A 26,386-nucleotide genomic window follows, 5' to 3' on the forward strand; every position below is an offset into this window, starting at 1 on the left:
TTTATATATCTTTATTTATATCTTTATTTTTATAAATTCTTACTTTATTTAATTATCAAAATTTGTTCTGAAACATTTTTTCTAAAACAAAAAAAGAGAGACCTTAATCTCTCTTTCTTATGTTATTTGATTAGTTATTTAACATTAACTATTTAACTGTTAATCCAACACCTAAACCTGCTCTAAATTCGTTTGTTTCAGTAGTATGTCTTTTATCATCAGCTTTATTAGGATTTACTCCACCATGTTTGTTTTGTTCAGTTTCTCTATGTAATGGTCTGTATTTTATAAATGGATTAATTGATATTTCTCCAACAGGAGTATCAAATGATGTTTTATATCCTAAGTTTGTCCATACTGAGAAGTTATTTACATATCCTGATTCAGCTGTATGTCTTTCCCATTCATTTTCTAAATTAAGTTGTCCATAGAATCCTGCAAATGAAGGAGTTGTATAAGTAGCTCCTACAATGTAATCTAAGTAAACACTTGACTTAGCTTCTTTACCTGTAGCTACTAATTTACCTTTTCCGTCTCTCATATGGTTATTTAATTCAACATAGTATCCTAAAGAACCTGCTCCATTTTCGAAGAATTTCCCTTCAGTAGCAAGGTCAAAATTTAACCCCCAACCTTCAGTTTTTCCTCTTTGGAAAGCATTTCCTTTATAAACATAGTCTGCATCTTTTTTACCGTTATTGTTGAAGTATACAGCTTGTAATTTAGTAGATATACTTTGTCCAAGTACATTTACTCCAAATGTTGGTCCGAAGTAGAATTCGTTTGATTGACCATTAGTTTCTTTGTGAGTTTGTTTTGAACCGGAATATGATGATTTATGAGTCCATCCTAAAACTGTTCTTGTTTCTAACGAACCTATATTCAAAGCTTTTCCAAACTCTAAATTAGTTTCCCAGCCTCCTTCTCTTCTAGCTGAATCTAAATTCTCACCGTTAGTAGCATATTTATAGAATCTGTCTTTATCATTTTGAACTTTGAATTTTGCATCAAGTCCCCACTCATCTACTAAGTTAAGTTCTCCTGAAACAACATTTCTCCATCTTAATCTTGTTTTATTTCTTTTTTTGAATCCTGCATTTCCTATTTCATTAGCTTTTGCTCCATCTTTATCTGTCCATCCTTGTCTTAATTCTGTAGTAGCTTTTATACTTTTCAGAACATCCTGATCAGCAGAAGCTATACCAGATACAGCTAATGTTAATGCTAATAATCCTAACAATTTTTTCATAACTTTTCCTCCTAATAATCTTTTTAAAATTTATTATTTTCTAACAACCTATTGGTATTCTAACATAATATAAAGTTTTTGTAAAGTTTTTTTTGCCTTTTATTCAAATATTACTACTGTTATTTTACTATTCTGTTATGTATTTAATGTTTTAAACAGCATATTTTATCGTATTGAAACTAATTTCTCTATCTTAAAATATTATATATAATATATATTTTAATTTTCTTATAAAATTAAAATTTTATATCATTAGAAATTTACTTAATTTTTATTTTATATTTTCCAATCAAATTATTTTTTATAATTTCTGTTATTTTTTCATTTCTATTTATTTCTGATATTTTTTGAATTTGCAAAAAATACTCTAAAAGAACTAATCAAAAAGAAATAGAAACAACTTTCCGGAAGTTCTCTCTTGAATTTATCAATATGACTTAATAGAATAATCTTAAATCGAAAAATAGTGCAGAAAATAGATATTCACATATTTGTGATATTTATTTTTAACTACACTATTCTTTTATTCTAAATTATATTATTTAACGATAGTCGCAACAACTCCTGAAGCTACCGTTCTTCCACCTTCTCTTATCGCAAATCTTAATCCTTCTTCCATTGCTATCGGGTGTATCAGTTCTACCGACATCTCTATGTTATCTCCCGGCATTACCATTTCTACTCCCTCCGGTAAGTTTACTTCCCCTGTAATATCTGTCGTTCTGAAATAGAACTGAGGCTTGTATCCTGTAAAGAATGGTGTGTGTCTTCCTCCTTCATCTTTCGTAAGTACATATACTTCCGATTTGAATGATGTATGTGGACTTACTGAACCCGGTTTCGCCAATACTTGTCCTCTTTCCACTTCTTCTTTCTTTGTTCCTCTTAACAATGCTCCTATGTTATCTCCTGCCTGTCCTGAATCCAGTAATTTTCTGAACATCTCTACTCCTGTTACTGTCGTTTTTGCTGTAGGCTTGATTCCAACTATCTCTACTTCTTCTCCTACGTTTACTACTCCTCTTTCTACTCTTCCTGTTACTACTGTTCCTCTTCCTGTTATTGTGAATACATCTTCTATAGGCATAAGGAATGCTTGGTCAATCGGTCTTTCAGGTGTTGGTATGTAGCTGTCTACCGCTTCCATAAGTTCCATTATTTTATCTTCCCATTGTCCTTCTCCGTTCAATGCTCCTAATGCTGAACCTTTTATTATAGGTATTTCGTCTCCTGGGAATGAGTATTCTGTAAGTAATTCTCTTACTTCCATTTCTACCAGTTCCAATAATTCTTCGTCATCTACCATATCAACTTTGTTCAGGAATACTACTATGTAAGGAACTCCAACCTGTCTTGCAAGAAGGATGTGTTCTCTTGTTTGCGGCATAGGCCCGTCAGCTGCTGATACTACAAGTATAGCTCCGTCCATTTGTGCTGCCCCTGTAATCATATTTTTTACATAGTCGGCATGGCCTGGACAGTCAACGTGTGCATAGTGTCTTTTGTCTGTCTGATACTCAATGTGTGCAGTGTTGATTGTAATTCCTCTTTCTCTTTCTTCAGGTGCCTGGTCGATGTTTTCAAAATCTACTTTTTCAGCCAATCCTTTGTCTGATAATACTTTAGATATAGCTGCTGTCAATGTTGTCTTACCGTGGTCTACGTGTCCTATCGTTCCAATGTTTACGTGTGGTTTACTTCTCTCAAATTTAGCTTTTGCCATTATCTCTTTCCTCCATATATTAAATTTATAATTTTATTTTTACTGATTATATCATATGTATAAAAAAAATGCAACTTAATTAGCTGCTTTTCTTAAAGTGGTGCCGCTTGTCGGACTCGAACCAACCACCTACTGATTACAAGTCAGTTGCTCTACCAGATGAGCTAAAGCGGCAACAAAATTATTATATTAAAAACTTTACAATTTGTCAATAAGTATTTTTATTTTTTATCTCTTATTTCCAGAAATTATTTCCAGAAAAGAATATCTATTATTGTCTTTTTATCCGGCATTCCCTCTATTTTTTCTCCTTTTTTTATCCAGTATTTTTTCATGGCAATATCAAACAATGGCTTATCAGCCAAACTGTCCGAATAAAATTTTGTTATTTCATATTCTACGTTATTTTCGTCCGCCCATTGATTGAGTTTATGTACTTTTTCAATCCCTTTATTATTTTCTCCCTTTATTTTTGAGATAAATTCTTCTGATTTTCCTTTTTCAAAATCTGTTCCGAAAACAATATCATAACCCAATGATAATAAAAACTTATCAATGAGAAATGTAGGAGTTGCAGAACTCACAATAACAAGTTCCGCTTCTTTTTTATTGTTTTTCAGTTCTTCATATGTCCACTTATAAATTTTTTTTGAATATTCTTTCCAGAAATCATCTATTATTTTTTGAATTTCTTCAGGAGAATGCTTCTCAAGAAAAACATAAAATCTTTCTTTCAGTTGTTTCAGATTTATAACTTTTATCAAATACAGAAACACTTCTTTTAAATACAAAAAAGAAAACATTAATGCTTTCATCGGATATTTTTTAAAATAATAAGTAAAAAAATTTGTTCCTGATTCTCCGCCATATATAGTTTTATCAAAATCATATACAATTATATTTTTTTTCATATCTCTTCTTTCTACTGTCTAATTCTTTCTATTATTTATTAATTTTTTTAATTTTTCTTCTTTTATTTGATTATTTACTTATTTTCCAATACTACTTTTATATTACTTATTTTTCCAATATTTATTCTTTTATTATTTATCTCTACTAATTGTTCAATTCTGTTATTTTCGATACTATTTTTATATTATTTATTTTTCCAATATTTATTCTTTTATTATTTATCTCTATTAATTATTTAGTTTTTTGATATTTATTTTAATAATTCCATTTTCTTTTTTAAATTCTCTTCTTTTTTCTTAATTTTTTTAGATTTTTAAAAACTCATTTTTTATTTTCAAAATTTTATTTTAAGATTTTATTTCAAATTTATAATATTTCAGGATTTTAATTTCAAAATTTTATATCAGAAAATCAATAACATCTTTTTCAAAAATCAGATTGTTTCTTACTTTTTCTTTTATATCTTCTTCAAAATCAATAAAATTATCACTTTGATTTTTTTTCAATTTATTTTTATACTCATAACTCGAATTTTCTGATTTAAGAATATTTTTTATTTCTTCGTTTATCATCAATGTTTCATTTATGGAAATTCTTCCATTATAACCGTTCCTGCAATGTTTACAGCCTTTTCCTGAGCAATGAAAGCATTTTCTGCCTGTAAGTCTTTGTCCTATCACTCCTATTAAAGCATCCAATATAAGATACTTAGGTATCCCCATATCCATAAGTCTTGTAACAGTCGAGATACTGTCATTTGTATGAATAGTGGCTATTACGAGATGTCCTGTCAATGCTGCTCTTACTGCTATTTCAGCAGTAATTTCATCTCTTATTTCCGAGATTACTATTATATCAGGGTCATTTCTAAGAGCATTTCTTAATATTTCTGAAAAAGTAATTCCTATTTCTTCATTTACTTGAACCTGTACTATTCCTTTCACTCTGTTTTCAACAGGATCTTCTACGGATATAATTTTCTTTTGTCCGTTATTAAGTATATTGACCATTGACATTAAAGTAGTTGATTTTCCTGAACCTGTAGGTCCGCTTACAAGTATAAGACCGTATTTTCTTCTTAACATTTTTTTCAGACTTTTTCTACTTTTTTCTGAAAATCCTAAAGTTTCAAGTTCCGTATTTTCAAGATAACTTTTTAAAATTCTCAAAACTATACTTTCCCCATTGACCGTAGGCATAAATGCAGTTCTTATATCATATTTTTCATTATTTAATACAAAAGAGAAACTCCCGTCCTGAGGTTTTCTCTTTTCAGCTACATTCATTTCAGATAAAATTTTTATTCTGGAAATTATTTCAATCATATTTTTGGCTAATATGCGTCTGTCTATTTTTTCATATAATCCGCTAATTTCCCTTAAAATCCCGTCTATCCTGAATTTTATTTCACTTTCTTCATTATTATGCTTTATATGGACATCACTTGCCCGTTCAGCTATTCCTGTTTCAAGAATAACATTTACATAAGATATAACGTTTTTCATTGTCCTCAACCTTCCCTTTTCCCTTGTTTTATAATTTATCAGTTATTTAACCGCTGTTGTTTTCCCCAATTCTTCCAGTGTCATTTCATTTTGTTTTCTCAATGTTTTATATAATCCCTTTTTCAAAAAATTATACCATTTGAGCTTAGTTTTCATATTATCTATCCCTTTTATTGTTTCTCTTATTTGAAGTTTTAGAAAATCCAGTTCTTCGAATGATAAAGAAACATCTTTCGTTTTTTCTTTTTTATTTTCCTTAGTTATTTTAATTTCTTTTTCCAAATAACCAAAAAATTGAAAAATATTCGGAAGTTGTTTTTCATAAACTTTCATCTGTTTTTTCATTTCTTCGATTAATTTAGTTAAATAACTTCTTGTGCTTTTCCCCAATGTAACTTTTATTTTTCGCTTTCCTTTACCTATTTTTTGAACAAGCTGATTCATTTTAGCTTGTGCCTTTACATTGACAAGAGTCATATCATTTATTGTATTCGGATTTACCATTTTTGCCATATAATTTTATTTATCCTTTCATCAACTTTTTTATATTTTCAATAGGAACATTTCCCTTTCTTAGAAGCTCTATTTCTCCGTTTTCATATTTTACTATTGTAGACGGTTTTCCTGTAAGTGTGCTTTCATCTTCTATTACACAATCAGCCTTTTCACGGATTTCCTCATTCAAACTGTTTAATCGTGTAACAGGATTCTCACCTGAAATATTTGCACTCGTAGTCAGGACAATTCCACCTGCATTTTTTATTATTTCAAGAGCTGTTTTATTTTTGGGTATTCTTACTCCGATTGTTTCAAGCTCCTCATCAAATTTTCGGGTAAATTTCCTGTCAGCTTTAAATATTACTGTCAGTTCTCCCGGCCAGTATTCTCTTAAAACAGGACTAATTTTATCCATATTTTCCGATGTTTCATCAATCATTTCATTAAGATTGGAAATATCGTTAATTAGAGCTATTATTTTTTTTGAGAAATCTCTTTTTTTTATTTCATATATTTTTTCAATAGATTTTTTCAGAGGAACTGCACCTAATCCATAGACAGTATCTGTTGGAAATACTGCAATTCCTCCATTTATCATAATTTCTGCCACATTTTTTATATTTTTATTCATTTATCTTTATTTCTCTCTCTTCGGCAGGCATTTCAAACAAATCACTTATTGCTTCGTTCCAATATATCCTTTTTATTGTTTCTGCGAACATTTTACTTGTTGTAAGTATTCTAAGTTTATCAAACATTTTGTCTTCGTGTATCTCAATACTGTCTGTAACTACGACTTTGTTCAAAGGAGAATTTTTAAGTCTTTCTATTGCAGGTCCTGAAAATATTCCGTGAGTAGCGCAGGCATATACTTCAATAGCTCCTTTATCTTTTAATGCTTTGGCAGCATTACATATCGTTCCTGCAGTATCTATCATATCATCTATCAGTATAGCTTTTTTACCCTCTACATCTCCGATAATGTTCATCACTTCCGACTCATTGGCTTTCGGTCTTCTCTTATCTATTATTGCAAGGGGAGTATGCAACCATTTGGCAAGACCTCTCGCTCTTTTCACGCCTCCCACATCAGGAGAAACTACTACTGTGTCTTCGGGGTGAAATCCGTAATTTATAAAATGTTTAGCCAAAATAGGCAATGCTTCCATATGATCTACGGGAATATCGAAAAATCCCTGTATCTGTCTTGCATGTAAATCCATTGTTATAACTCTGGTAGCTCCCGCAACTGTAAGCAGATTTGCCACAAGTTTTGATGTAATCGGCTCTCTCGGACTCGCCTTTCTGTCCTGCCTTGCATACCCATAATAAGGGATTACTGCGATAATCTCTTTTGCCGACGACCTTTTCAGAGCATCAATAAATATAAGCAGCTCCATTATATTTTCATTTACAGGTCCCGATGTGGACTGTATAATAAACGCTTTACATCCTCTGACACTTTCATTAGGCTTTATAAATATTTCGCCGTCTGCAAATTTTATAAGTTGGACAGAAGTCAGTTTCATATCTAGATGCTGAACTATTTTTTCAGCCAATTCTTTGTTTGATGAACCCGCAAAAATCTTAATCTGTTCGCTTGAAGTCTCCATTTATTCTTTCCACCCTTCTTTATTTGTTTGTCTTGCTCTTCCAAATGCCAATGTTTTTTCAGGTACTTTTTTCGTTATTGTCGAACCTGCCGCAGTAAAGGCTTTTTCTCCTATTTCCACCGGGGCGACAATAGTCGAATTACTTCCAATAAACGCATTTTCTCCTATAATTGTCTTATGTTTATTCTTCCCGTCATAATTACATGTAATTGTTCCTGCTCCGATATTGGTATTTTTTCCGATTTCCGCATCTCCCAAATAAGTTAAGTGTCCGGCTTTTACTCCTTCTTCCAATACTGATTTTTTTATTTCTACAAAATTTCCTATATGTACATTTTTTTTCAGATGTGTATTAGGTCTTATATGAGCAAAAGGTCCTATAGTTACCCCGTCATCCAGTTCGGACTGCTCTATAAGCGAAGCTTCTATTTTGACATTGTCAGCTATAATGGAGTTTTCTATCCTTGTGTTACCTAAAACTGTACAACTTCTGCCTATTTTAGTATTTCCCTGAATAATTACATTAGGATAAATCACTGTGTCTTCTCCTATTTCAACTTCTTCCTCTATGTATGTTGTATCAGGGTCTATGAGTATTACTCCGTCATCCATAAGTTCCATATTTTTTCTATATCTTAGGATTATTCCCGCCTGAGCAAGTTGAGCTTTGGAGTTTACACCTAAAACTTCATCTTCATCTTCTATTTGATAACTTTCAACTTTGTATCCCCCTGCAGAAAGAAATTTTATAGTATCGGGTAAGTAATATTCCCCTTTTATATTGTTATTGTCTATTTTTTCAAGGGATTTTAAAAGGCTTTCATATTTGAAAATATAAACTCCACAGTTTACTTCTTTAATTTTTTTCTGTTCCTCCGTTGCTTCTTTTTCTTCAATAATGTCCACAACATTTCCGTCTTTTTTTATTATTCTCCCGTATGCAAAAGGATTTTTCATTTTACATGACAGAAGTATACAGTCAAGTTCCTTTTCATAAAATATTTCTTTCATTTTATTTATAGTTTCTTCTCTCAACAAAGGAGTGTCTCCGTACGTTATCAGAACATCATCTTTATATTCTTCTATTTTCTCCTTTGCAATGAGTACAGCGTGTCCTGTTCCCAACTGTTCTTTCTGTTCCACATATTCAATATCTCCCATTGATTTCAGCACTTCGTCTTTTTTATGCCCTAAAATGAATATATTTTTATCGACACCTGTATTTCTAAGCAACTTTAAAACTCTTTTTAGCATCGGCATTCCGTTTACTTCGTGCAATACTTTCGGCTTCTCGGATTTCATTCTTGTCCCTTTTCCCGCAGCCAATATTAAAGATAACATTTCTCCTCCTCATTTGTGTTATATTTTATAATTTCTCATATTATATTAAAAATTTTATTTCAGATTAAATCTCTCTATTGTTTTTTGATTATATCAATTTTTTTATTTTAATTCAACGGTTCATTTGGAATTTATTCCCTGTCATTTTTATTTCCGCGAGTATATCCTAAAACATAATCCAGATTTATATTTTTCATAGAATTGAAAATACTCTGTTTAATTCCGGGATTTTGCTCTTCAAGGCTCCTTAGCAGTTCTTTTACTTCCCTTCTTTTACTTGAAGTTTTTCCCGCTTCTATTGTACATCCACAGTTCATCGGTCTTATTCCGTTTTCTTTGGTATAATCTATTATATCTGCTTCTCTTACATAAATCAGGGGTCTTATTAACGAAAGATTGCCCAAAGAAGATTTCACTTTCGGTGTCATTGTCTTTACTGTTCCTGCATAAAGTATATTTATCATTGTAGTTTCTATCATATCATCAAAATGATGACCTAAAGTCAATTTATTGTAACCGAATTCCTCAACTTTTCTGTAAAGTATTCCTCTTCTCATTTTTGCACATAGAAAACATGGGTAATCCTGTGCTTTTTCATTAGCTATCTCCCATATATTTGTATCTATTATTGCACAATCTATATTTAAATTTTCCAGATTTCTTTTAAAATTATTTAAATCTGATTCTCTAAATCCGGGATTTAAACTCACTGCTTTAAATTCAAAATTTTTACTTTTATCTTTTTTCAACTCATGAAATAACTTTACAAGCAGCAGGCTGTCTTTCCCTCCTGATACACCTATCGCTATTTTATCTCCGTCTTCTATTAAATCAAAATCATTTATGGCTTTTACAAACTTTGCCCATATGGATTTTTTATATGTTGTCCTGATACTGTTTTCTATTTCGCTGACTTCTTTCATAGGACCGTCAGGTATGATTGCCTCACAGACTAAATTTACCATTTTATTTTTTTCTCTCCTTGTATTGTATTTTATTGTGTGTTTATTATATTTTATATCATTTTTATATCATTAAATTATAAAGTTCATAATTTAGTTATTTTTCTGCTTCACTTAGACAATTTTTTCTAAAATTTGATATTTTTTGATATTTTATTTTTTAATACTTTGTATATATTGACTTTCAATTCTTGATGTTTTTTTATTCGATATTTTTTCAAATTTTAAATCTTAAATCGATTTTCTTTTTTAAAGAAAATCGAGCCGTTCAAACGACCCGCTTTCTCCTTTATATATTGAATGCCAGCTTGTCAGATGTTATGAGATGTTTCTGCTCATCAAGTTCAGCATTGCATTGTCCTGTTGTGTTACATTTATTTTCTATATATTTTATTTTTTCAATCAGCCCTTCATCTCTTGAGTCGATTTCAAGAGCAGCTTTAAACTCTTTCAATGCTTTTTTATGTCTACCCATATGCTCGTATTTTCTTGCAAAATCAATATGTGCAGTATACATATCAAAATCAAGGAAAATTGCCAAATCATAGCAGTCTACAGCATCGGAAATTCTCCCTCTTCTGGAAAAAATATTTCCCAGCAGGAATAGTACAAAAGGCTCAGCTTCATTTAAATCAAGAGATTTATTCAGATTTTCTTCAGCTTTGTCAAGCTGCTCATTTTCATAATATAAATATCCTAAAAATGCTCTTATTTCATGATTTACAGGTTCTAACTCGACCAGTTTTTCATATATTTCTATTGCTTTATCATTTTTTTTCAAAGCATGATAAATAGAAGCCAATGTCTGCAATGCTTCTACATCGTCAGGATTTTCTTTGATTTTATTTTTATACTTTTCCAACATTTCCTCATTATTGTTGTTATATCTGATTTCTCTAAAAATTAATGTCTCCAACATGCTGTTTCAACTCCTAAATGGTCTTATATGTTTAATTCTATCATAAATATCACTTTTAGTAAACATTTTTTACTGTATTTTGGTATATTTTTTATCCTCTACTTATTTTTCTGTAAATATGTGGAGAAACTCCAAAATATTTTTTAAAAATTTTTGTAAAATAATTTGCATCTTCGATACCCACATATCTGCATACATCAGATATTCTGTCATCTGTTTCAAGAATTCTTCTGGCAGCGACAGTCATCTTGATTTCCATGAAAAATTTATTAGGAGATTTTCCCGTGTGTCTTTTAAAAAGCCTTCTGAAAGAAGCCTCACTGATATCAGATATTCTACAGTAATATTCTGTGGAAAATTCCCTAGAAGGATTATTTATCATATCATTTACAATCGTCTGTACTCTGCTGTCTATTTCTCTGTTATAGTACTGTATTTTACATGTTCTGCTTTCACCTTTTTCTTTTGAAATATTTATAAGATAGCCTACTATTATTTCGAGATATCCTCTCAGAACAAATGACATCCCCGGCTTATCGCTGTTCTTTTCTTTTATCATGGAATAGAAACAGTTGATGATAAATTCATCCTCACAATTGATTTGCGTATCAAAATTCATTATTTCAGACCATATTTTTAGTCCATGTATCGAATAGGAAGCGGTAAATCTTACACTTATGAAAGAAAAATGATTTGAAGTGGACATACACTGAAGATTACAGCTTTCAGGTATATAAACAATATCATTCCTGCTGACATTATAGATGTTTCCGTCTATTACAAACTTAGCCTCCCCTTCTACTATAAATCTTATCATGGAATACGGAACTTTTTCTTCCTCAAATTTCCAGTCCCTGTTAAAAGTATATATATCCACATAAAGGAAAGCAAGATGAAACGCTTTCATTAATGAATTAGTTTCCATATTCTATTTCTCCTGCTATTATTTTATACTAATTATACCCTAATAAAGTTTATAAAACAACTTTTTCTATATAATTTTTCTATATCAGAACATCTATATAATCGTTTTTTACTATAATTAATCGTTTTAACAGTCTTGTTTTATTAAAAAATAAAGGTATACTCTTAATAATCAAAGGAAAAGATGACGTCAATTATTTTCACATAATTATCATACAAATATATTACAAGATATATTATTTCAAAAATAGTATATTTCAATTATTTTAGAACATAATAAATTATGATATTGAAAGGATGGAAAACACATGAAAAAGAAGATAATCCTGTTGCTTGTAACATTACTGTTCCTCATTATTTCCTGCGGAGGTTCCAAAAAATCTGAAAATAGCGGAGAACTGGAAGGAGAAATAGTATTCTGGCATTCATTCACTCAAGGTCCGAGAAATGAGTTTATGAAACAGGCAGCTGAAGACTTTATGAAAAAACACCCAAAAGTAAAAATTAAAATTGAAACATTTGCATGGCCTGAATTTTATACTAAGTGGACAACAGGACTACAGGCCGGACAAGTACCTGATGTGAGTACGGCATTGCCTAACCATGTTGTAGAGCTGCTTCAGGCAGATGCTTTGGTTCCTATTGACGATGTAATCGATCATATTGGAAAAGACAGATTTTATACTGCGCCTCTTACAGAAGGAGAGCTGGACGGAAAGCATTATTCCATACCCCTATATTCACATGCACAGGTAATGTGGTACAGAAAAGATCTATTACAAGCTGCAGGACTTGAAGTTCCAAAAACATGGGTTGAACTATTTGAGGCAGCTAAAAAATTGAATAATCCTCCTCAAGTTTATGGACTTTCAGTTCCTATGGGTCTTGGAGATATGATGGCAACAAGATTTCTGAATTTCTATGTGCGTTCAGCAGGAGAAACTCTGATAACTAAAGACGGAAAAGCAAATTTGACGAGTAAGGCTGCCATAGACGGAATAAATTACTGGGTAAATATGTATAAAACTGTATCTCCAAAAGGTTCAGTAAATTTCAAGGTACTGGATCAGGCCACTCTTTATTACCAGGGAAAAACGGCTTTTGACTTTAACAGCGGTTTTCAAATAGGAGGAGTAAAACAGAATTCGCCGGATCTACTGGATAAAATAGCTGCGGCACCAATTCCAAAAATAAATGCAACAGACCCTGAACAGGGAATAGAAACTTCAAATATACCTGTAATCGTATGGAAAAATAGCAAACACCCTGAAATTGCAAAAGCTTTCATTGAAAGCTTATATGAAAAAGAAAAATATATTAAATTTTTACATTCTGTTCCGGGTGGTATGTTACCGGCCTTAAAAGATATTTCAAATGACCCTGAATATTTAAATGATCCAATAATAAAACAGTTCCATGATACAATCACGGTAATTAATAATGCTGTTGATAAAGGTACTGCAATCGGAATGGAATTTGGTCCGAAACCTGAAGCCGGTATAATTACAAGCCAAGGAGTAATTGAAAAAATGTTTCAGGAAATTATACTGAAAAATGTCCCTGTGGAAGAAGCCGCAAAAAAAGCTGAAAAAGAATTAAACGATCTATTTGCTGCGGCGAAATAACTTTAACGAACCGTATAACAGGAAAGGAATACCCATGAAAAAGAAAAAAATTAATATTGATAAGATAAATCTATTGTTTGTTTTACCTGCTATGCTAATTGTTTTTCTTTTACTGATTTATCCTATATTTTCAAGCATATACTTCAGTTTTACATCGAAAAACTTAATTAGACCTTATTATAAATGGATCTGGTTTGACAATTTTAAATTTGTCCTGACTAATCCTGAGTTTTATCATGCATTCCTAAACTCCATAAAATGGACTATTTTATCAATTACAGGACAACTTCTGGTAGGATTTATAGCTGCTCTTTCCCTAAACAGGATTCCGAAATTTTCAGGATTTTACAGAACTCTGCTTATTATCCCGTGGGCATTTCCTGCTATTGTTATAGCATTTTCATGGAAATGGATTTTAAATGATGTTTATGGATTTGTACCAAATTTACTTACACAGCTTCATCTTACAAAAGAAAACATAAATTTTCTGGCAGATCCAAAAACTGCTTTCTGGATAGTACTGTTTATAAATATTTGGTTTGGAGCTCCCCTGTTTATGGTAAATATTCTGGCAGCCTTAAAAACTATCCCACGTGAACAGTATGAAGCCGCCATTGTTGACGGAGCATCTTCTTTTCAGGTATTTCGTTATATAACAATAAGACATATACGTGGAGTTATAGGATTACTGGTTGTTTTGAGAACAATATGGGTTTTTAATAACTTTGATCTGCTTTATCTGCTGACCGGAGGAGGTCCTTCAGACTTGACTACTACACTGCCTATATATGCATATAAGACAGGGTGGAACCTGAAAAGACTGGGAACTGCATCTGCAGTTACTATTTTGCTCCTTCTATTCTTGATGACAGTATGTTTTGGATACTTTAAACTGCTTAACAAATGGGAAAGAGAGGATGATAAATAATGAAATACAGTTATAAAAATAATATCTTTAATACATTGATCTACCTGCTTTTAACTGTCATGGCAGTAATTGCTGTATTCCCTCTGATATGGATTATCCTTTCCTCCATAAAGCCTTCGAGCGAAATGTCCAGTAATCCATTGGCATTTGTTCCTAAAAAGATAACATTTGATTATTATAAACAGGTTCTGTTTAGTCTAAATTTTATAAGAAATATAAAAAACAGTTTAATTATATCTTTTACAGCAACTTTAATAACTATTGTTGTTTCAGCCCTTGGAGCTTACGGGATAGTAAGATTTTTTCCTAAAGTAGGTAAAAAAATGACAAAAATGCTTATTACTACTTATATGTTTCCTACTATCCTGCTGGCAGTCCCGTATGTAACTGTTATGGCAAAATTAGGATTAATCAATACTTGGATTGGTGTAGTTATCACTTATTTATCATTTTCCATTCCATATGCAATATGGATGCTGATAGGATTTTTTCAGACTGTTCCTATTGGAATTGAGGAAGCCGCAAAAGTTGATGGTGTAGGAAAATTTGGGATATTTTTTCAGATTGTACTTCCTATAGTATCTCCGGGAATTGTTTCAACTGCTATTTATACATTTATTAATACATGGAATGAGTTCCTGTATGCACTGCTTCTAATAAATAACTCTGAAAAAATGCCTCTGTCTATAGCTCTTTATTCTCTAACAGGATCGGAAATACTTGACTGGGGACAGATGATGGCAGCATCGGTAATTGTAATCCTGCCTTCAATAGTATTCTTTATGATTATACAGAATAAAATTGCAGGTGGATTATCAGACGGATCTGTTAAATAAAAATATTAAAATTAATTATAGATAAAATATTAAAACACATAATTTTGAAGAAAGGAGAGGTGCTATCTTAAAAAAATACAGACAGAACATATAAAAATTAAATCTGTTTTTCTATTAAAATTTTTCTCATAGATATATTTCTATTTAAAATTCTAAGTCTTTTTAGATAGCCCTATTACAAAAATGAAAAATATAAATTACGGAATAATAGGAACCGGATATTTTGGAGCACATTTAGGAAGAATATTGAATAAACTGGAAGGAGCGAAAGTTATCTCCATTTATGACCCTGAAAATACAAAGAATATTGCTGAAGAACTCGGTTGTGAAGTTTCAAAAGATATTCGGGAATTATGCTCAAGGAAAGATATTGATGCAATAATAGTTGCTTCTCCAAATGGAGCACATAGGGAAGCTGTTTTAGAAGCTGCAAAAAATAAAAAACATGTATTCTGTGAAAAACCCATTGCCCTTTCATATAAGGATTGCTCAGAAATGATTGAGGCTACAAAAAAGAACGGTGTTATCTTCATGGCAGGACACGTTATGAATTTTATGAATGGTGTCAGAAAAATAAAACAGCTAATAAACGACGGTGTTATAGGAGAAGTCCTACATTGCCATTCTTTAAGAAACGGATGGGAAAAAGAGCAGAAAGAAATCAGCTGGAAAAAAATAAAGGAACTTTCAGGCGGACACCTCTATCATCATATACACGAACTGGACTTCATACAATTTATAATGGGAGTACCTGAAAAAGTAACAATGGTCGGAGGAAATATTGCACATAAAGGAGAAAAATTTGGTGATGAAGATGATGCTCTTTTTATAACTCTTGAATTTCCTAATAAAAGATTTGCAACTCTACAATACGGTTCTGCATTCAGATGGCCTGACCATTCTGTAAAAATTCAAGGTACTAAGGGAGCTATTTTACTCGATTTGCAAGATGTAGGTGTTACTTTAAAGATTGATGATAAGGAAGAAAAATTTCTTCTACATCGTACGAAAGAAGAAGATGACGACAGAACAAGAATATATAAGGGACTTGAAATGGACGGTGCAATAATGTATGGGAAACCTGACAGAATACCTCCTTTATGGCTTCATGGAATAATGGAAATGGAAATGGAATTTCTACATAATATTCTTCAGGGAGCTGAGATTGACAAGGAATTTATTCCATTGCTGGACGGTACTGCTGCAAGGGATTCTATCCTGACAGCAGATGCTCTCACTAAATCTTTACTGGAAGACAGAAAGGTGAAATTATCCGAACTCTTATAAATTCTTCTTTGTTTCATTGTAATATATATAAAAAGCTGTTTAAAAAATAATATATGTATATTTTCTTTAAACAGCTTTTTTATTTAAACCGTTGTTAGTATTTTAATTTTTATTTGTTTTTTTTATATCGTTTGTGTTTGTATCTTTTGTAGTTGTTCGAAATACTCGTACTGGAAAATGTGTAAAATGGGAAAAAGCTGATTAAAAGATATAAAAAATGAAAAATTATAGAAAATTTTACTGAATTGACATCAAGAGACTAATTAATTAATTTAAATAATTGCCAAGGATTAACTTCTATAAAAATTGGAAGTTAATCTTTTTATTTAATGTTTATCTGTTGAAAATTATCTGATTAAATGGTAATATATTAGTAGTACGATTATGTAAATATATTTGACTAATAAAAAGGAGATTTTATCTATGAAAAACAAAATAGAAAACAAAATAAGACTTTTATTTATTCTTAGTTTTTTCCTGCTTTCATTCAATGTTCTTTTCGGGGAAAGAATTTCATTCAAACAGTTTTCCGAAGAGATAAATAAAAACATAAAAGACGGTTCAATGGGCTATATTCAAAATCAGCAATGTTTTGTTTCATATTCAAATATAGTTTTTAAAAATTTCTATATCAACCATATAAAACTTTATGCAACTTGTATTGAGATAGACCCTACAAAGAAAATTGAGTGGGATCATCCAAAAATACCTGAAGATGCAAAAATTAAAGTTATTTATTTATCAGGAGAAGATTTTGCGGAAAAAACAAGGGAAGAAATGAAAAAAGGTAAAAAAACATTTGTTTTCAAGAAATTAGCTTATTACAAAAAAGGACATGAAAAATATAAAGAAAATGAATATTATTATTTCGAATAAATAAATTTTAAATCAAATAATATTTTAAAATAATTAATATTATGATATGCTGAATAATATAAGAATTAATAAAATAGAGTTAGCTAAATAAAAACTTCTCCCATTTTTTCTTGAATATTTTTTGAGGAAAGTTTTTATTATAAAACCTCAATTAATAATTGCTAATATTATTTTTCTAATTTATTTTAAAAAGGCTGCTAAAATTAGCAGCCTTTTTTCTTTACTTTAAGCTTTTAATCAAAAGATTTCAAAGATTTTCAGGATTTTTATCTTAATATATAATTCTAAATCCTAATCCTCCTTTTACGTTTTTACCTTTTGTTTCATATCCTGCATTTAATGTTACTCCAAATCTTGTATTTTCAACACCGATATTCAAGTCTGTCTTAAAGTTTCCTTTTTTGTCCTCTTTTTCTCCTCTGATATTATACCAGTCGGCATCTGTATAGTTTACTCTTAATTTGTTGTTTATATTACCGACTTTTCCTAATTCAGTTTCATAAGCCAATCCTAACGACGTTGTAAACGTTGCTTTTTTAGCTACAGGCTGTCTGTATTTGAATTCTATTCCTGCTTCAGGTTTTACTGAATAGTAGTCGTCTCCTTTTACAGCCAGTCTCAATTCTCCGCTTTTCTCTTTGATATCACCAAATTTACCATATTCGAGTCTCAAGCTTCCATAAGGTCTGATACTGAATCTTTCGCTTGTTCTGAATTCTTTTGCGAGTTCATTCTTGATCGCTGCTCCATAACCTGTGTAGCTACCTTTTGCTTTGAATATTTCATCAACTACAAGGTATTTTCTATCCATTTCACTTCTACTTACAAAACCTTCTCCTGCCACTGTCCAGCTCATATCTCTATTTTTACCGAATACTTTTGTTCTGTATAATCCGGCTTTTAGCATTAGAGTTTCTTCTTTGGATTTTCCTATATCTTTAAATTTATAAGTATTATAGACTGTTCCTGCATACCAACCTGAACTTTCTCCTATTTTCAGAGTTTCATTTTCATTGATATATGCAACTCCGTAAGCATTATTTGTGTAGTCTTTTATTCCCGCAGTTTCAGTTCTGTATTCTCCTCTTGTCCCAAATGTAGTCATTTTATTGGATTTCTTAGAAGAAGTATCCCATTCTCTTGAAAGTTTATCAATCTCGCTATTTAAGATTTCACTTGTTTTGTACAATCTCAGTTGAGTATTTGCATACTGTCTACCTATCATTTCTTCAGCAGCCTGTGCCCACAGTATACTTTCATTATCACCTATGTTGTTTAATTTATTGAATAATGCTTTTTCACGGGAATCAAGAGCATTCATTTTGTATCTTTCTTCCACTCCTGTCAAGTAAGCACGCGTGTTGTTGTCTTTAGCATATTTTTGATAAGGAACTTTTACCATAGTTACACTTTTTTCATTATTATCATAAGAAGCAAACCAGTGTAATGCTCCTGAATATATATTAAGCTCTACCTGTGTATTTGATAAAAGTGGTTCCATTACTGATTTCAATGTTTCCCATGGTACTTTTACAGTTGTCTGGTTTGTTTTCTGAGCAGCTTCGGCTCCTATTACTACGTCCACTTTTCCTGTTGGATTAAATCCTGTACCTTCTATTCCTCTCGTTCTTCCTAAAGTATCTACATATACTCCAAAATTTGTCCACATAGAATCTCTTTGAGGTCCGTTTACATCAGGAGGTACAATTTGTGCAACCTGAGGTACTCCGTCAACAACAGCTCTTAAATTTCCACCGATATTTTTCAACTCTACTCCGCCTATAGGAAGTTTTGTAGGGTCGTATACATCTATTTTAAAGTATTTCTGTGCTCCACCGTTTGCAGTTATAGTTGCTCCCGTAGCATTAACTTTGCTGTCTTTAGCTGCTTCAGTGTCATTATCACCGATAGATTGTCCGTCAGCACTTTGAGCATTACCGTGCTGAACTCCTACAGCTCCGCTGCCATTTACTACTATACGTCCGTAGTTTTTAATTCTCGCACCTTCTATTCTTACTCCAACTCCTGAATTTGCGTCTATTTCTATATTACCTCTATTTTCGAAAGTACTTCCGTTTAATGCCACTACTCCCATTATACCTTTTACATTAGGGTTACCTGCATAGTTTCCTGCCGTTTTTATATTTCCGTAGTTTACTCCTGTAGCACCGTTATTCAGATACATTCCTGTCATTTGTTCTATTTTATCCGAAGCTGTTGCATTCGAAGCATCAAGTATAATATCTCCCCTATTTTCAACCGTAGTTCCTCTTCCATTTCCATACATTCCTATACTTCTGTGGGAATTTACAACTATTTTACCGTTGTTTACAAGAGATAATGCTCCTCCGTTTGTGGATTCTCCTGCCATTCCGATTGAATATTTTCCTGTTTCAGGGGCATTTTCATCTGCCAGATAGCTTTTTGATACTGTTATAGTTCTTCCTGCTTTGTTTTCTGCAGAACCGCTTCCTGTAATCAATATTCCGACATTTTCTATTCCTGAACCTTGATTTATGTCGGCGTCATTTACTATGTTTGTTCCGTCTTTACCGTACAACGCAACACCCTGTCCGCCTGTCATTGTTACAGCTCTGTTATTTACTACGTTACTTCCATTTCTTGCATATACATAAACACTGTCATTTCCTACAAACTGAGTTCCCGAAACATTTGTGAAACTTCCACCGTTCATAGCATATCCTATTGAAGAAGTTCCTAATGTTGTCGGTCCTGTTCTCAAGTCGCTTATAGTTGCATTATCTGCAAATACTCCTACTGCACCGTCTCCTATATTGAATATCAGTCCATTATTCAGATTTAATGCTCCGCCTATTTTATATATTCCCGTACCTTCAGAACCTATTCCTAATATTCCGTCTACGCTGGCATTTCCTCCATTTGAATATATACCTATGGATTTTTCTCCTGCCTGAACATTACCTGTATTTGTTATTGAACGTCCGTACATTGCTATAGCAGGACTTGAAGCATTTGTAGAATTACCTACTCTTATTGTCGCACTGTTTGTAATGTCTCCATTTGCAAACATAGCTATGGAGTTATCTCCTTGTAAGTCTATACTTGTGTTTGTGTTAGTAAATCCGTTATCGGAATATATTCCTTTTGCTCCCGCTCCTGTACTTGTTATTGTTCCTCCTGTAAGGTTAAGTGTGGAATTTCCTTTTGCATTTATTCCGAGACCGTTACTTCCCAAAGTTATACGTCCTGCACTGTTTATCGTTGTATTTTGTCCATATACTGCTATTCCGCCGTTATTTGCTCCAAAATCTATATGAGAACTTCCACTCAATGTTATTTTGGAATTTGCAGGGTTATTATTTTTATTTAATGCTACCACTCCGTAAGGATTTTCACCTTCGGCATTGATTGTTCCTGTATTATTCAGTTCTATTGTACCTGTCGATACATTACTGTCAAGGTCGTTTATACCGTATAATGCAGCTCCATTTTTACCTATTGTTACAGTTCCTTTATTGTTTATTATGGAACCTCTTGCACCTACTAATCCTGCTCCGCCTTCACCTGTATTTTTCACTGTAGCATTTGTTTCATTGTCGATAGTACCAAAGTCTATAACTGCAACTGCAACTCCACCTTGATTTGTTACTTCAATAGTGTTATTATTTGTTATTTTCAAACTGGCAGCTGTAACTCCTGTTGTTTTATCCTGACTTTGTGCCACAACATACTTCATGTTATTTGCTATTGCATTTCCGTTATTAGTAATTTTTGCATTTATATTTACATTTGAAGATATAGCATCTGCTGCATGGAATCTGTCATCTGCATTATCCAGACTTACAGGTGTATCAATGTTGAATGTAATATGTTTTGCAGTCAGCGCTTTATATCCTGTACCTGTTGCGTAACCTATTACATCAGTACCTTTTTTGATTTCTCTTCTTCCGCCTGTTGCAGGAGCTACCGTACTTAAGTTTACAGCACCTGTACCCTCATACACAAACAATCTTGAACCCGGTTTCATAGTAAGGTTTATTTGCTCTGTTCCTGCTATACGTTCCATAATAGCTGTCGTAAGAGCGTCAAGAGATGTGGCATTTTCAGAATAGAAAGCATTTCCTCCTGCTTCTATAGTCGCTGTAACTCCTGTACCAAATTTAAATTTACCTCCCGAATTACTGTAGAACAATAATCCTCCGTCTTTTACTGTGGCATTCAGGTCATTCATTTTCATTGTGGAGTTACCATCCGCAAACATTGCTACAGCACCATTACCCGAAGTTATACTTCCTTTTAAAGTTGTATCCGAGTTTGCACCTTTGGAGTATACTCCCACTGACTGTTTTCCTGTTACATTTATTTTACCGCCGTCTGAAATATAGTTCCCTTCATTCCATACTCCTATATTTTCTTCTCCACCGGTAATGTTTATTTCCGAATCAGCGGCAGAAACTCCTGTACCTTTTGCACCACCGTCTATTCCGATATACATTCCTGTATTGGATTCACCTTTTGTAATATTTATTTTTTTAGTATTTATTATTTTACCGAATGTTCTTGTTCCTGCTGCACCTTCATTAGTACTTACATTTGCATTACCTTTTGCTGTTGCCATTCCGATATTTTTTCTAATATCTTTATTTTCAACACCTGCTGTTGCATCTCCTATATTTATTTCTCCCTGGTTATCTGCGACAGCGTCTCCACCTGATGCGAGCATTCCTATATTTCTACCGTCTTCTTTCGTAACTGTACCTACAGTAGTTGTAAATTGGCTTCTTCCACCTTTTATGTTAATTTTTCCTTTATTTATCCCTTTTTGTCTGGCATCAGCTTTATTAAGGTTTCTTGATGTCTGAGGTGTTGGTGTTCCACTGGTAGTAGGAGCGTACATAGCCGCATCAGGAGCAGTATCAAGGTCAACTACTTGTCCTGTAGCTATTCTCATTCCTATATTGTTACTGTTATATTTATTATATTTATCAGGAGCATCTCCAGGACTTTGAGCTTGTAGATTTATTTCCCCTTCTGACACAAAAGTATCCTTAAATGTTGTTTGCAGGAACATACCTGAGTTTCCTTGCCCTGAAACGTTTATTTTTCCACTACCCATATTTTTTACGACATTTTCTCCCGCACTTATAGGTTTAGGAGTAGGATTACCCGCAATAGTTCTATAATCATTAGTAGCAGTGTCCCAGTGTCTTACATTTCCTGTTTGAGTAGGGTCTTCTATTACTGCTATCCCCGCAGAACTTCCGTTTCCGTCAGCTCCACCACTACCTGTATTAGGTGTAAGAGGATTGGCAGCATTGACAGCAGCATTGGATGCAACTTCGTTATATCCTGAAACATTTATAGTACCGCTATTTGTTACGGAAGAATGCTCTGTATTTATTCCCGAAGATACTTTTATCCCGTAACTTTTTGTTCCTTCTGTTGTTATAGTTCCTGTATTTGAAACTTTTACTATAGGAGGAACACTAATATTGGCTACTGAACTCCAAACTCCCGGAGAACTTTGGAAATTAGTATGAGGTGTTTCATCTCCGGTATATGGAGAGTATATCTGTATCCCTATCGATCTGTCTCCATGAAACGCTATATTATTTGTATTTGAAAATTCATACTTATCTTCCACTGTTTTTTGAGGATAATGTTTTGACGGATCTCCCGGATTGGACCCATATTCTGATCGTACACCTTGATATTCACCGTCTTCCCTTGTAAGTATCATTCCGACTTTTCCACCTAAATATCCCAGTCTGTTTCTATATACTTCCATACTTCCGCCGGAAGCTCCATTTCTTCCATATGAACTTTGTGCTCCTGAACGCTCTATACTATAATCTATAGTACCGCCTCCAGCTATCTGTTTCCATGTTTGCCAGTTATAAATTCCTAAATCAAGTTGACTTCCATATACATCGGAATATTTTTGCCCAAGCTTAATTCCACCTATTTCATTATTAACATCTGTCGTATATTCACCTTCGTCAGTAATTGTTCCTCTATTTTCTAAAACTCTGTTTTTGTTACCTATTTCGTCATACTGTACTTCCAGCCCTACTGTTAAAGGTCCTTTCAGTTTCAGTTTAGATGCATTTATTATTTTACCGCCATTTACCGCGTTATCTAAAGTAGCTATTCTACTTCCACCTACTAAAAATGGCTGTGCATTAAAATCTCTCCAGCTCGGCTCATAGTTTACTATATCATCATAGTTTTCGGAATTTATTTCTATTTCATTATCTATAGTAAGTTGAGGAGATTTGAATATCCAAGCACCGGTATTAGGGTCACGTTCCCGACTGGACATAACATCAAAATATATTTTAAAAAGTCTCCACTGTCCTTTTGCAGCAGAATCGATAAGATTCCATGAATATCTTAAAGTAGGGTCATCAAACTGCGTTACAGTACTTGGTAATCCCATACTATGTAAATTATTTAGTATCTGACTTGTTGTAATTGTTTCTCCCATTACACTCGCCCATGTACTAGCAGGGTCATTTTTAAACTGATATCCTGCATATTCATTTAATGTATTAAATTGATAGTTACCTGGATTCGAATTATTCCATGTTATTCCATTTCTAATCTCTTCATCTACTTCCCCACAACTTTCCATATCGTTACAGTATGCTCCCAAATCTATATTAAATATATCTGCCGTAGGAAGGGCCAATGCTCCTCCTGCAGGTGCATTGAACTGTAGTCTCGGTGTGCTGATTGTAGGTAGGGCAGGAGCATTTATATTTACATTTTCAGGCGGATTTACTACTACAGGCTCTCTTGTTATCGCTTTAGGAGTTATTCCTGCTCCGACTTTCAGACTTACTACAGGTTCAGATAGTAATCCTAAATCCAGAAGTCCGTAATTATTCAAAGCCAGTCCCTGTCTATTTGTATCCAGCGACGAATCTATAGCTGTCCCTGTACCTAAATTTCTATACAGTTCTCCATTTTTGTTGGCCATATTTTGCCACCAGTTACCTCTTTTAAACGGTGCTTCATGAGGATATTTTTCGGCTTTATCTTTCAAGCCTTTATAAGTTCCTCTCCAACCGTTATAAGTATATCCTATTCCGAACTGCCATGAAGCCCATGGAGATTTTACTACATGGTCTCCTTCTTCCATTAATTTTATAAGCTCTAAATTAGCATTTCTCAATAATTTATTATTTTCATTTTTTGCTTGTCTGAATGATGACTTCATATCACTTATTGAAGTATTCAGCTCTTTTCTTGTTTTATTTATTGAATTTTGAGTATTTTGAACTTGAGAAGAATTAAGTCCGTCTGAAAATGTCAACATTCCCATTAGTAAAAAACTCAAAAGCAAACTTTTTGTATATTTTATATCTTTACATCTTTTTGCTATGGCTCTCAATTCTTTCTCCATTTTTTTCAGGTTATTGCTCATATTATTTCTCCTTTTTTCAAAGATTTATTTCAGAGTAATTTTTCTCCCTTTTTTATTTTATTTATACTATTTATATTATTCTAAGTCATGATTATTGAATTTTCCCGAAAAATTAAATATTTTTCGGGAAAATTCTTTTAAATCAAAGTTGACTAATTAAATCAAAATTTGTTAATTATAAAATCTTATTTTTTTTAAATATGATTAAATTATCCTAATCCGCATTCAGGATTATCAATACATTTATCTCCTCTACCTTTATCATTTATATTATTATGTCTTTCAGGTCTTACTATATTCGTATTTCTTCTTGGTCTAGGAATTCCTTTTCCTTTAGCAAGTGACATTGAAAGTGCACTTATTAATAATAAAGCAAATATTACTATCTTCTTCATATATCCCACCTCTCTTTCTTTTTCAAGATTTTTTTGTTTCTTATTTATAATTAGTTACTTTGATTTTAGTTTTTTCTTATTAACTTAAATTCTATTCTTCTGTTTAATGCTCTTCCCTCGTCAGTACTGTTTGTAGCCACCGGCTCTTCTTCTCCTCTTGATTCTACTCCCACTATTCTGTCAGCAGGTACCCCGAATTCGAGTAATTTAGCTTTTACACTTTCTGCCCTTCTCATTCCGAGTTTCATATTATATTCATTACTTCCTTTGGCATCTGTATGACCTACTATTGTTACTTCATAGTCATTAGCCATTATATATTCTTTCAGATTTTGTAACACAGCATAATACTGAGGTTTTACATTTGATTTATCAAAATCAAATAATAATGCTCTCTCATCCAATACAACTGTTACTTCATCAGGACCTTTTACTTTTGTTATATCTATTTCATCCAGTTCCAATGCGTTTATTCTTATAGTATTATTTCTCATCTGCTTAGTTGTCAACTTTCTTACTGCCAATGCAGGTATGGAAACTAACAATAGAAACAACATTGCGAGTATTATTGTTGTTGTTCTTGATTTTCTTTCCATGCGTCCGCCTCTCTTTCAAGTGATTTGTATTGTGTTGTAAATTCTATCTGTCCTTCATCTCTTAATTTATCCAAGTTATCAGACGGTCTTACAAATTTGTTCTCTTTTAAATATGCTTCTATATTGTCCAGTCTGTCTGTGTTGTAGTTTACCAGCTTTGCATTTGTACACGATACCATTAATGCTCCTAATCCTAATGTTATTGCTATCTTTTTCATATTCTTTTCACTTAAAACATAATCTTTGATATATAAGTAATCTTTATACATAAATTCTTTGATGTACTAATTCCAAAAAGTTGAACTTCAAGATTGAGATATACGGTATATCTATCAAATTTATCTGAATCTTTTTTAAAAACTTCTATAATACAGTAAATCAGATAAAAGATTTGTTAGACCTACTTATATTAGATTTCCTTGAACTTCCTTTTTAATTTCTTTTTTTTAAAATTTTCTATAATATAGTACATTAAATAATCAAATAAAGATTTATTAGGCTTCTTTAAGACCTTTATTTTTAAAAGCCTTTTTTCAACAAAGACTATATTCTCCTTTCCTCATTTTTTTGATTTGTTCTTTATTAATAAAATATCTTCTAAACTCCTGTTTTTTTATTTTTTGTTATTTTTCATTACTTCTTATTCCAAAAGACTAAAAATCTCTTCATAATTTTTTTAATTAATACCTTTTAAATTAGTAATCTTAAAAGTTCATCTTTATTTCAATTATTTCATTTTACTTTGTATTCCTTCAAGTCTTTCTTCCATTTTTTCCAATGCTTCAT

Annotated in this window: 20 protein-coding genes and 1 tRNA gene; 5 read left to right on the top strand and 16 right to left on the bottom strand. The window is 32.1% G+C overall.

Annotation, left to right across the window (positions count from 1 at the left end; all coding sequences use genetic code 11):
• Positions 1-148: 148 nt before the first annotated feature.
• The 12 genes from ACO5J6_RS04080 to ACO5J6_RS04135 form a co-directional block, all read right to left on the bottom strand.
• Positions 149-1,249: a succinate dehydrogenase/fumarate reductase iron-sulfur subunit gene (locus ACO5J6_RS04080; RefSeq protein ID WP_485642229.1), complete on the bottom strand. Its 1,101-nt coding sequence runs from the start codon at positions 1,247-1,249 to the stop codon at positions 149-151.
• Between the two features lie 538 nt (positions 1,250-1,787).
• Positions 1,788-2,972 carry an elongation factor Tu gene (tuf, locus tag ACO5J6_RS04085; protein WP_485642231.1) on the bottom strand — a complete coding sequence of 395 codons (1,185 nt, stop codon included), beginning with the start codon at positions 2,970-2,972 and terminating at the stop codon, positions 1,788-1,790.
• 98 nt (positions 2,973-3,070) lie between these two features.
• Positions 3,071-3,146 (bottom strand) — tRNA-Thr (locus ACO5J6_RS04090).
• A gap of 74 nt (positions 3,147-3,220) precedes the next feature.
• Positions 3,221-3,883 carry an HAD family hydrolase gene (locus ACO5J6_RS04095; protein ID WP_485642233.1) on the bottom strand — a complete coding sequence of 221 codons (663 nt, stop codon included), beginning with the start codon at positions 3,881-3,883 and terminating at the stop codon, positions 3,221-3,223.
• Positions 3,884-4,282: 399 nt separating this feature from the next.
• Positions 4,283-5,389, bottom strand: coding sequence for a GspE/PulE family protein (locus tag ACO5J6_RS04100; protein ID WP_485642234.1), 1,107 nt, complete (start codon positions 5,387-5,389; stop codon positions 4,283-4,285).
• 42 nt (positions 5,390-5,431) lie between these two features.
• The gene (locus tag ACO5J6_RS04105) at positions 5,432-5,902 is read right to left on the bottom strand and encodes a viral A-type inclusion protein (RefSeq protein ID WP_485642236.1); all 471 of its coding nucleotides are present in this window, start codon (positions 5,900-5,902) and stop codon (positions 5,432-5,434) included.
• Between the two features lie 10 nt (positions 5,903-5,912).
• A complete protein-coding gene (locus ACO5J6_RS04110) occupies positions 5,913-6,518 on the bottom strand; it encodes an L-threonylcarbamoyladenylate synthase (protein WP_485642238.1) in 606 nt (201 codons plus the stop codon).
• Positions 6,511-7,500 carry a ribose-phosphate diphosphokinase gene (locus tag ACO5J6_RS04115; RefSeq protein ID WP_485642240.1) on the bottom strand — a complete coding sequence of 330 codons (990 nt, stop codon included), beginning with the start codon at positions 7,498-7,500 and terminating at the stop codon, positions 6,511-6,513. The genes ACO5J6_RS04110 and ACO5J6_RS04115 overlap by 8 nt, the downstream gene beginning before the upstream one ends.
• Complete coding sequence (gene glmU, locus ACO5J6_RS04120; protein WP_485642242.1) at positions 7,501-8,841, bottom strand: bifunctional UDP-N-acetylglucosamine diphosphorylase/glucosamine-1-phosphate N-acetyltransferase GlmU; 1,341 nt, start codon at positions 8,839-8,841, stop codon at positions 7,501-7,503. It lies immediately after the preceding gene.
• A gap of 131 nt (positions 8,842-8,972) precedes the next feature.
• On the bottom strand, positions 8,973-9,806 hold the full coding sequence (locus tag ACO5J6_RS04125; RefSeq protein WP_485642243.1) for a tRNA lysidine(34) synthetase: 834 nt from the start codon (positions 9,804-9,806) through the stop codon (positions 8,973-8,975).
• A gap of 286 nt (positions 9,807-10,092) precedes the next feature.
• Complete coding sequence (locus ACO5J6_RS04130; protein ID WP_485642244.1) at positions 10,093-10,722, bottom strand: tetratricopeptide repeat protein; 630 nt, start codon at positions 10,720-10,722, stop codon at positions 10,093-10,095.
• Positions 10,723-10,813: 91 nt separating this feature from the next.
• Positions 10,814-11,647 carry a helix-turn-helix domain-containing protein gene (locus ACO5J6_RS04135; protein ID WP_485642245.1) on the bottom strand — a complete coding sequence of 278 codons (834 nt, stop codon included), beginning with the start codon at positions 11,645-11,647 and terminating at the stop codon, positions 10,814-10,816.
• A gap of 307 nt (positions 11,648-11,954) precedes the next feature.
• Here ACO5J6_RS04135 and ACO5J6_RS04140 point away from each other — a divergent pair, with 307 nt between their 5' ends.
• The 5 genes from ACO5J6_RS04140 (at position 11,955) to ACO5J6_RS04160 (ending at position 17,198) form a co-directional block, all read left to right on the top strand.
• Entirely contained in the window at positions 11,955-13,271 is a 1,317-nt protein-coding gene (locus tag ACO5J6_RS04140; protein WP_485642246.1) for an ABC transporter substrate-binding protein, read from the top strand.
• A 34-nt stretch (positions 13,272-13,305) separates the two neighbouring features.
• Positions 13,306-14,199, top strand: a complete 894-nt coding sequence (locus ACO5J6_RS04145) for a carbohydrate ABC transporter permease (RefSeq protein ID WP_485642247.1) — start codon at positions 13,306-13,308, stop codon at positions 14,197-14,199.
• A complete protein-coding gene (locus ACO5J6_RS04150) occupies positions 14,199-15,035 on the top strand; it encodes a carbohydrate ABC transporter permease (protein ID WP_485642248.1) in 837 nt (278 codons plus the stop codon). The genes ACO5J6_RS04145 and ACO5J6_RS04150 overlap by 1 nt, the downstream gene beginning before the upstream one ends.
• A 183-nt stretch (positions 15,036-15,218) precedes the next feature.
• The gene (locus tag ACO5J6_RS04155; protein ID WP_485642249.1) at positions 15,219-16,322 is read left to right on the top strand and encodes a Gfo/Idh/MocA family protein; all 1,104 of its coding nucleotides are present in this window, start codon (positions 15,219-15,221) and stop codon (positions 16,320-16,322) included.
• A 423-nt stretch (positions 16,323-16,745) separates the two neighbouring features.
• The gene (locus ACO5J6_RS04160) at positions 16,746-17,198 is read left to right on the top strand and encodes a hypothetical protein (protein WP_485642250.1); all 453 of its coding nucleotides are present in this window, start codon (positions 16,746-16,748) and stop codon (positions 17,196-17,198) included.
• 271 nt (positions 17,199-17,469) lie between these two features.
• On the opposite strand, the gene ACO5J6_RS04165 is transcribed toward ACO5J6_RS04160, so the two are convergent.
• The 4 genes from ACO5J6_RS04165 to ACO5J6_RS04180 all read right to left on the bottom strand — a co-directional run bounded on the left by ACO5J6_RS04165 (position 17,470) and on the right by ACO5J6_RS04180 (position 25,818).
• Positions 17,470-24,609: an autotransporter-associated N-terminal domain-containing protein gene (locus ACO5J6_RS04165; protein WP_485642251.1), complete on the bottom strand. Its 7,140-nt coding sequence runs from the start codon at positions 24,607-24,609 to the stop codon at positions 17,470-17,472.
• A gap of 209 nt (positions 24,610-24,818) precedes the next feature.
• A complete protein-coding gene (locus ACO5J6_RS04170) occupies positions 24,819-25,004 on the bottom strand; it encodes a hypothetical protein (RefSeq protein ID WP_485642252.1) in 186 nt (61 codons plus the stop codon).
• 65 nt (positions 25,005-25,069) lie between these two features.
• Positions 25,070-25,600 (bottom strand): OmpA family protein, encoded by a 531-nt coding sequence (locus tag ACO5J6_RS04175; protein ID WP_485642253.1) that lies wholly within the window; start codon positions 25,598-25,600, stop codon positions 25,070-25,072.
• On the bottom strand, positions 25,570-25,818 hold the full coding sequence (locus ACO5J6_RS04180; RefSeq protein WP_485642254.1) for a hypothetical protein: 249 nt from the start codon (positions 25,816-25,818) through the stop codon (positions 25,570-25,572). Before ACO5J6_RS04180 ends, ACO5J6_RS04175 begins: the two co-directional genes overlap by 31 nt.
• Positions 25,819-26,386: the final 568 nt, after the last annotated feature.

The organism is Pseudoleptotrichia sp. (assembly GCF_057270515.1).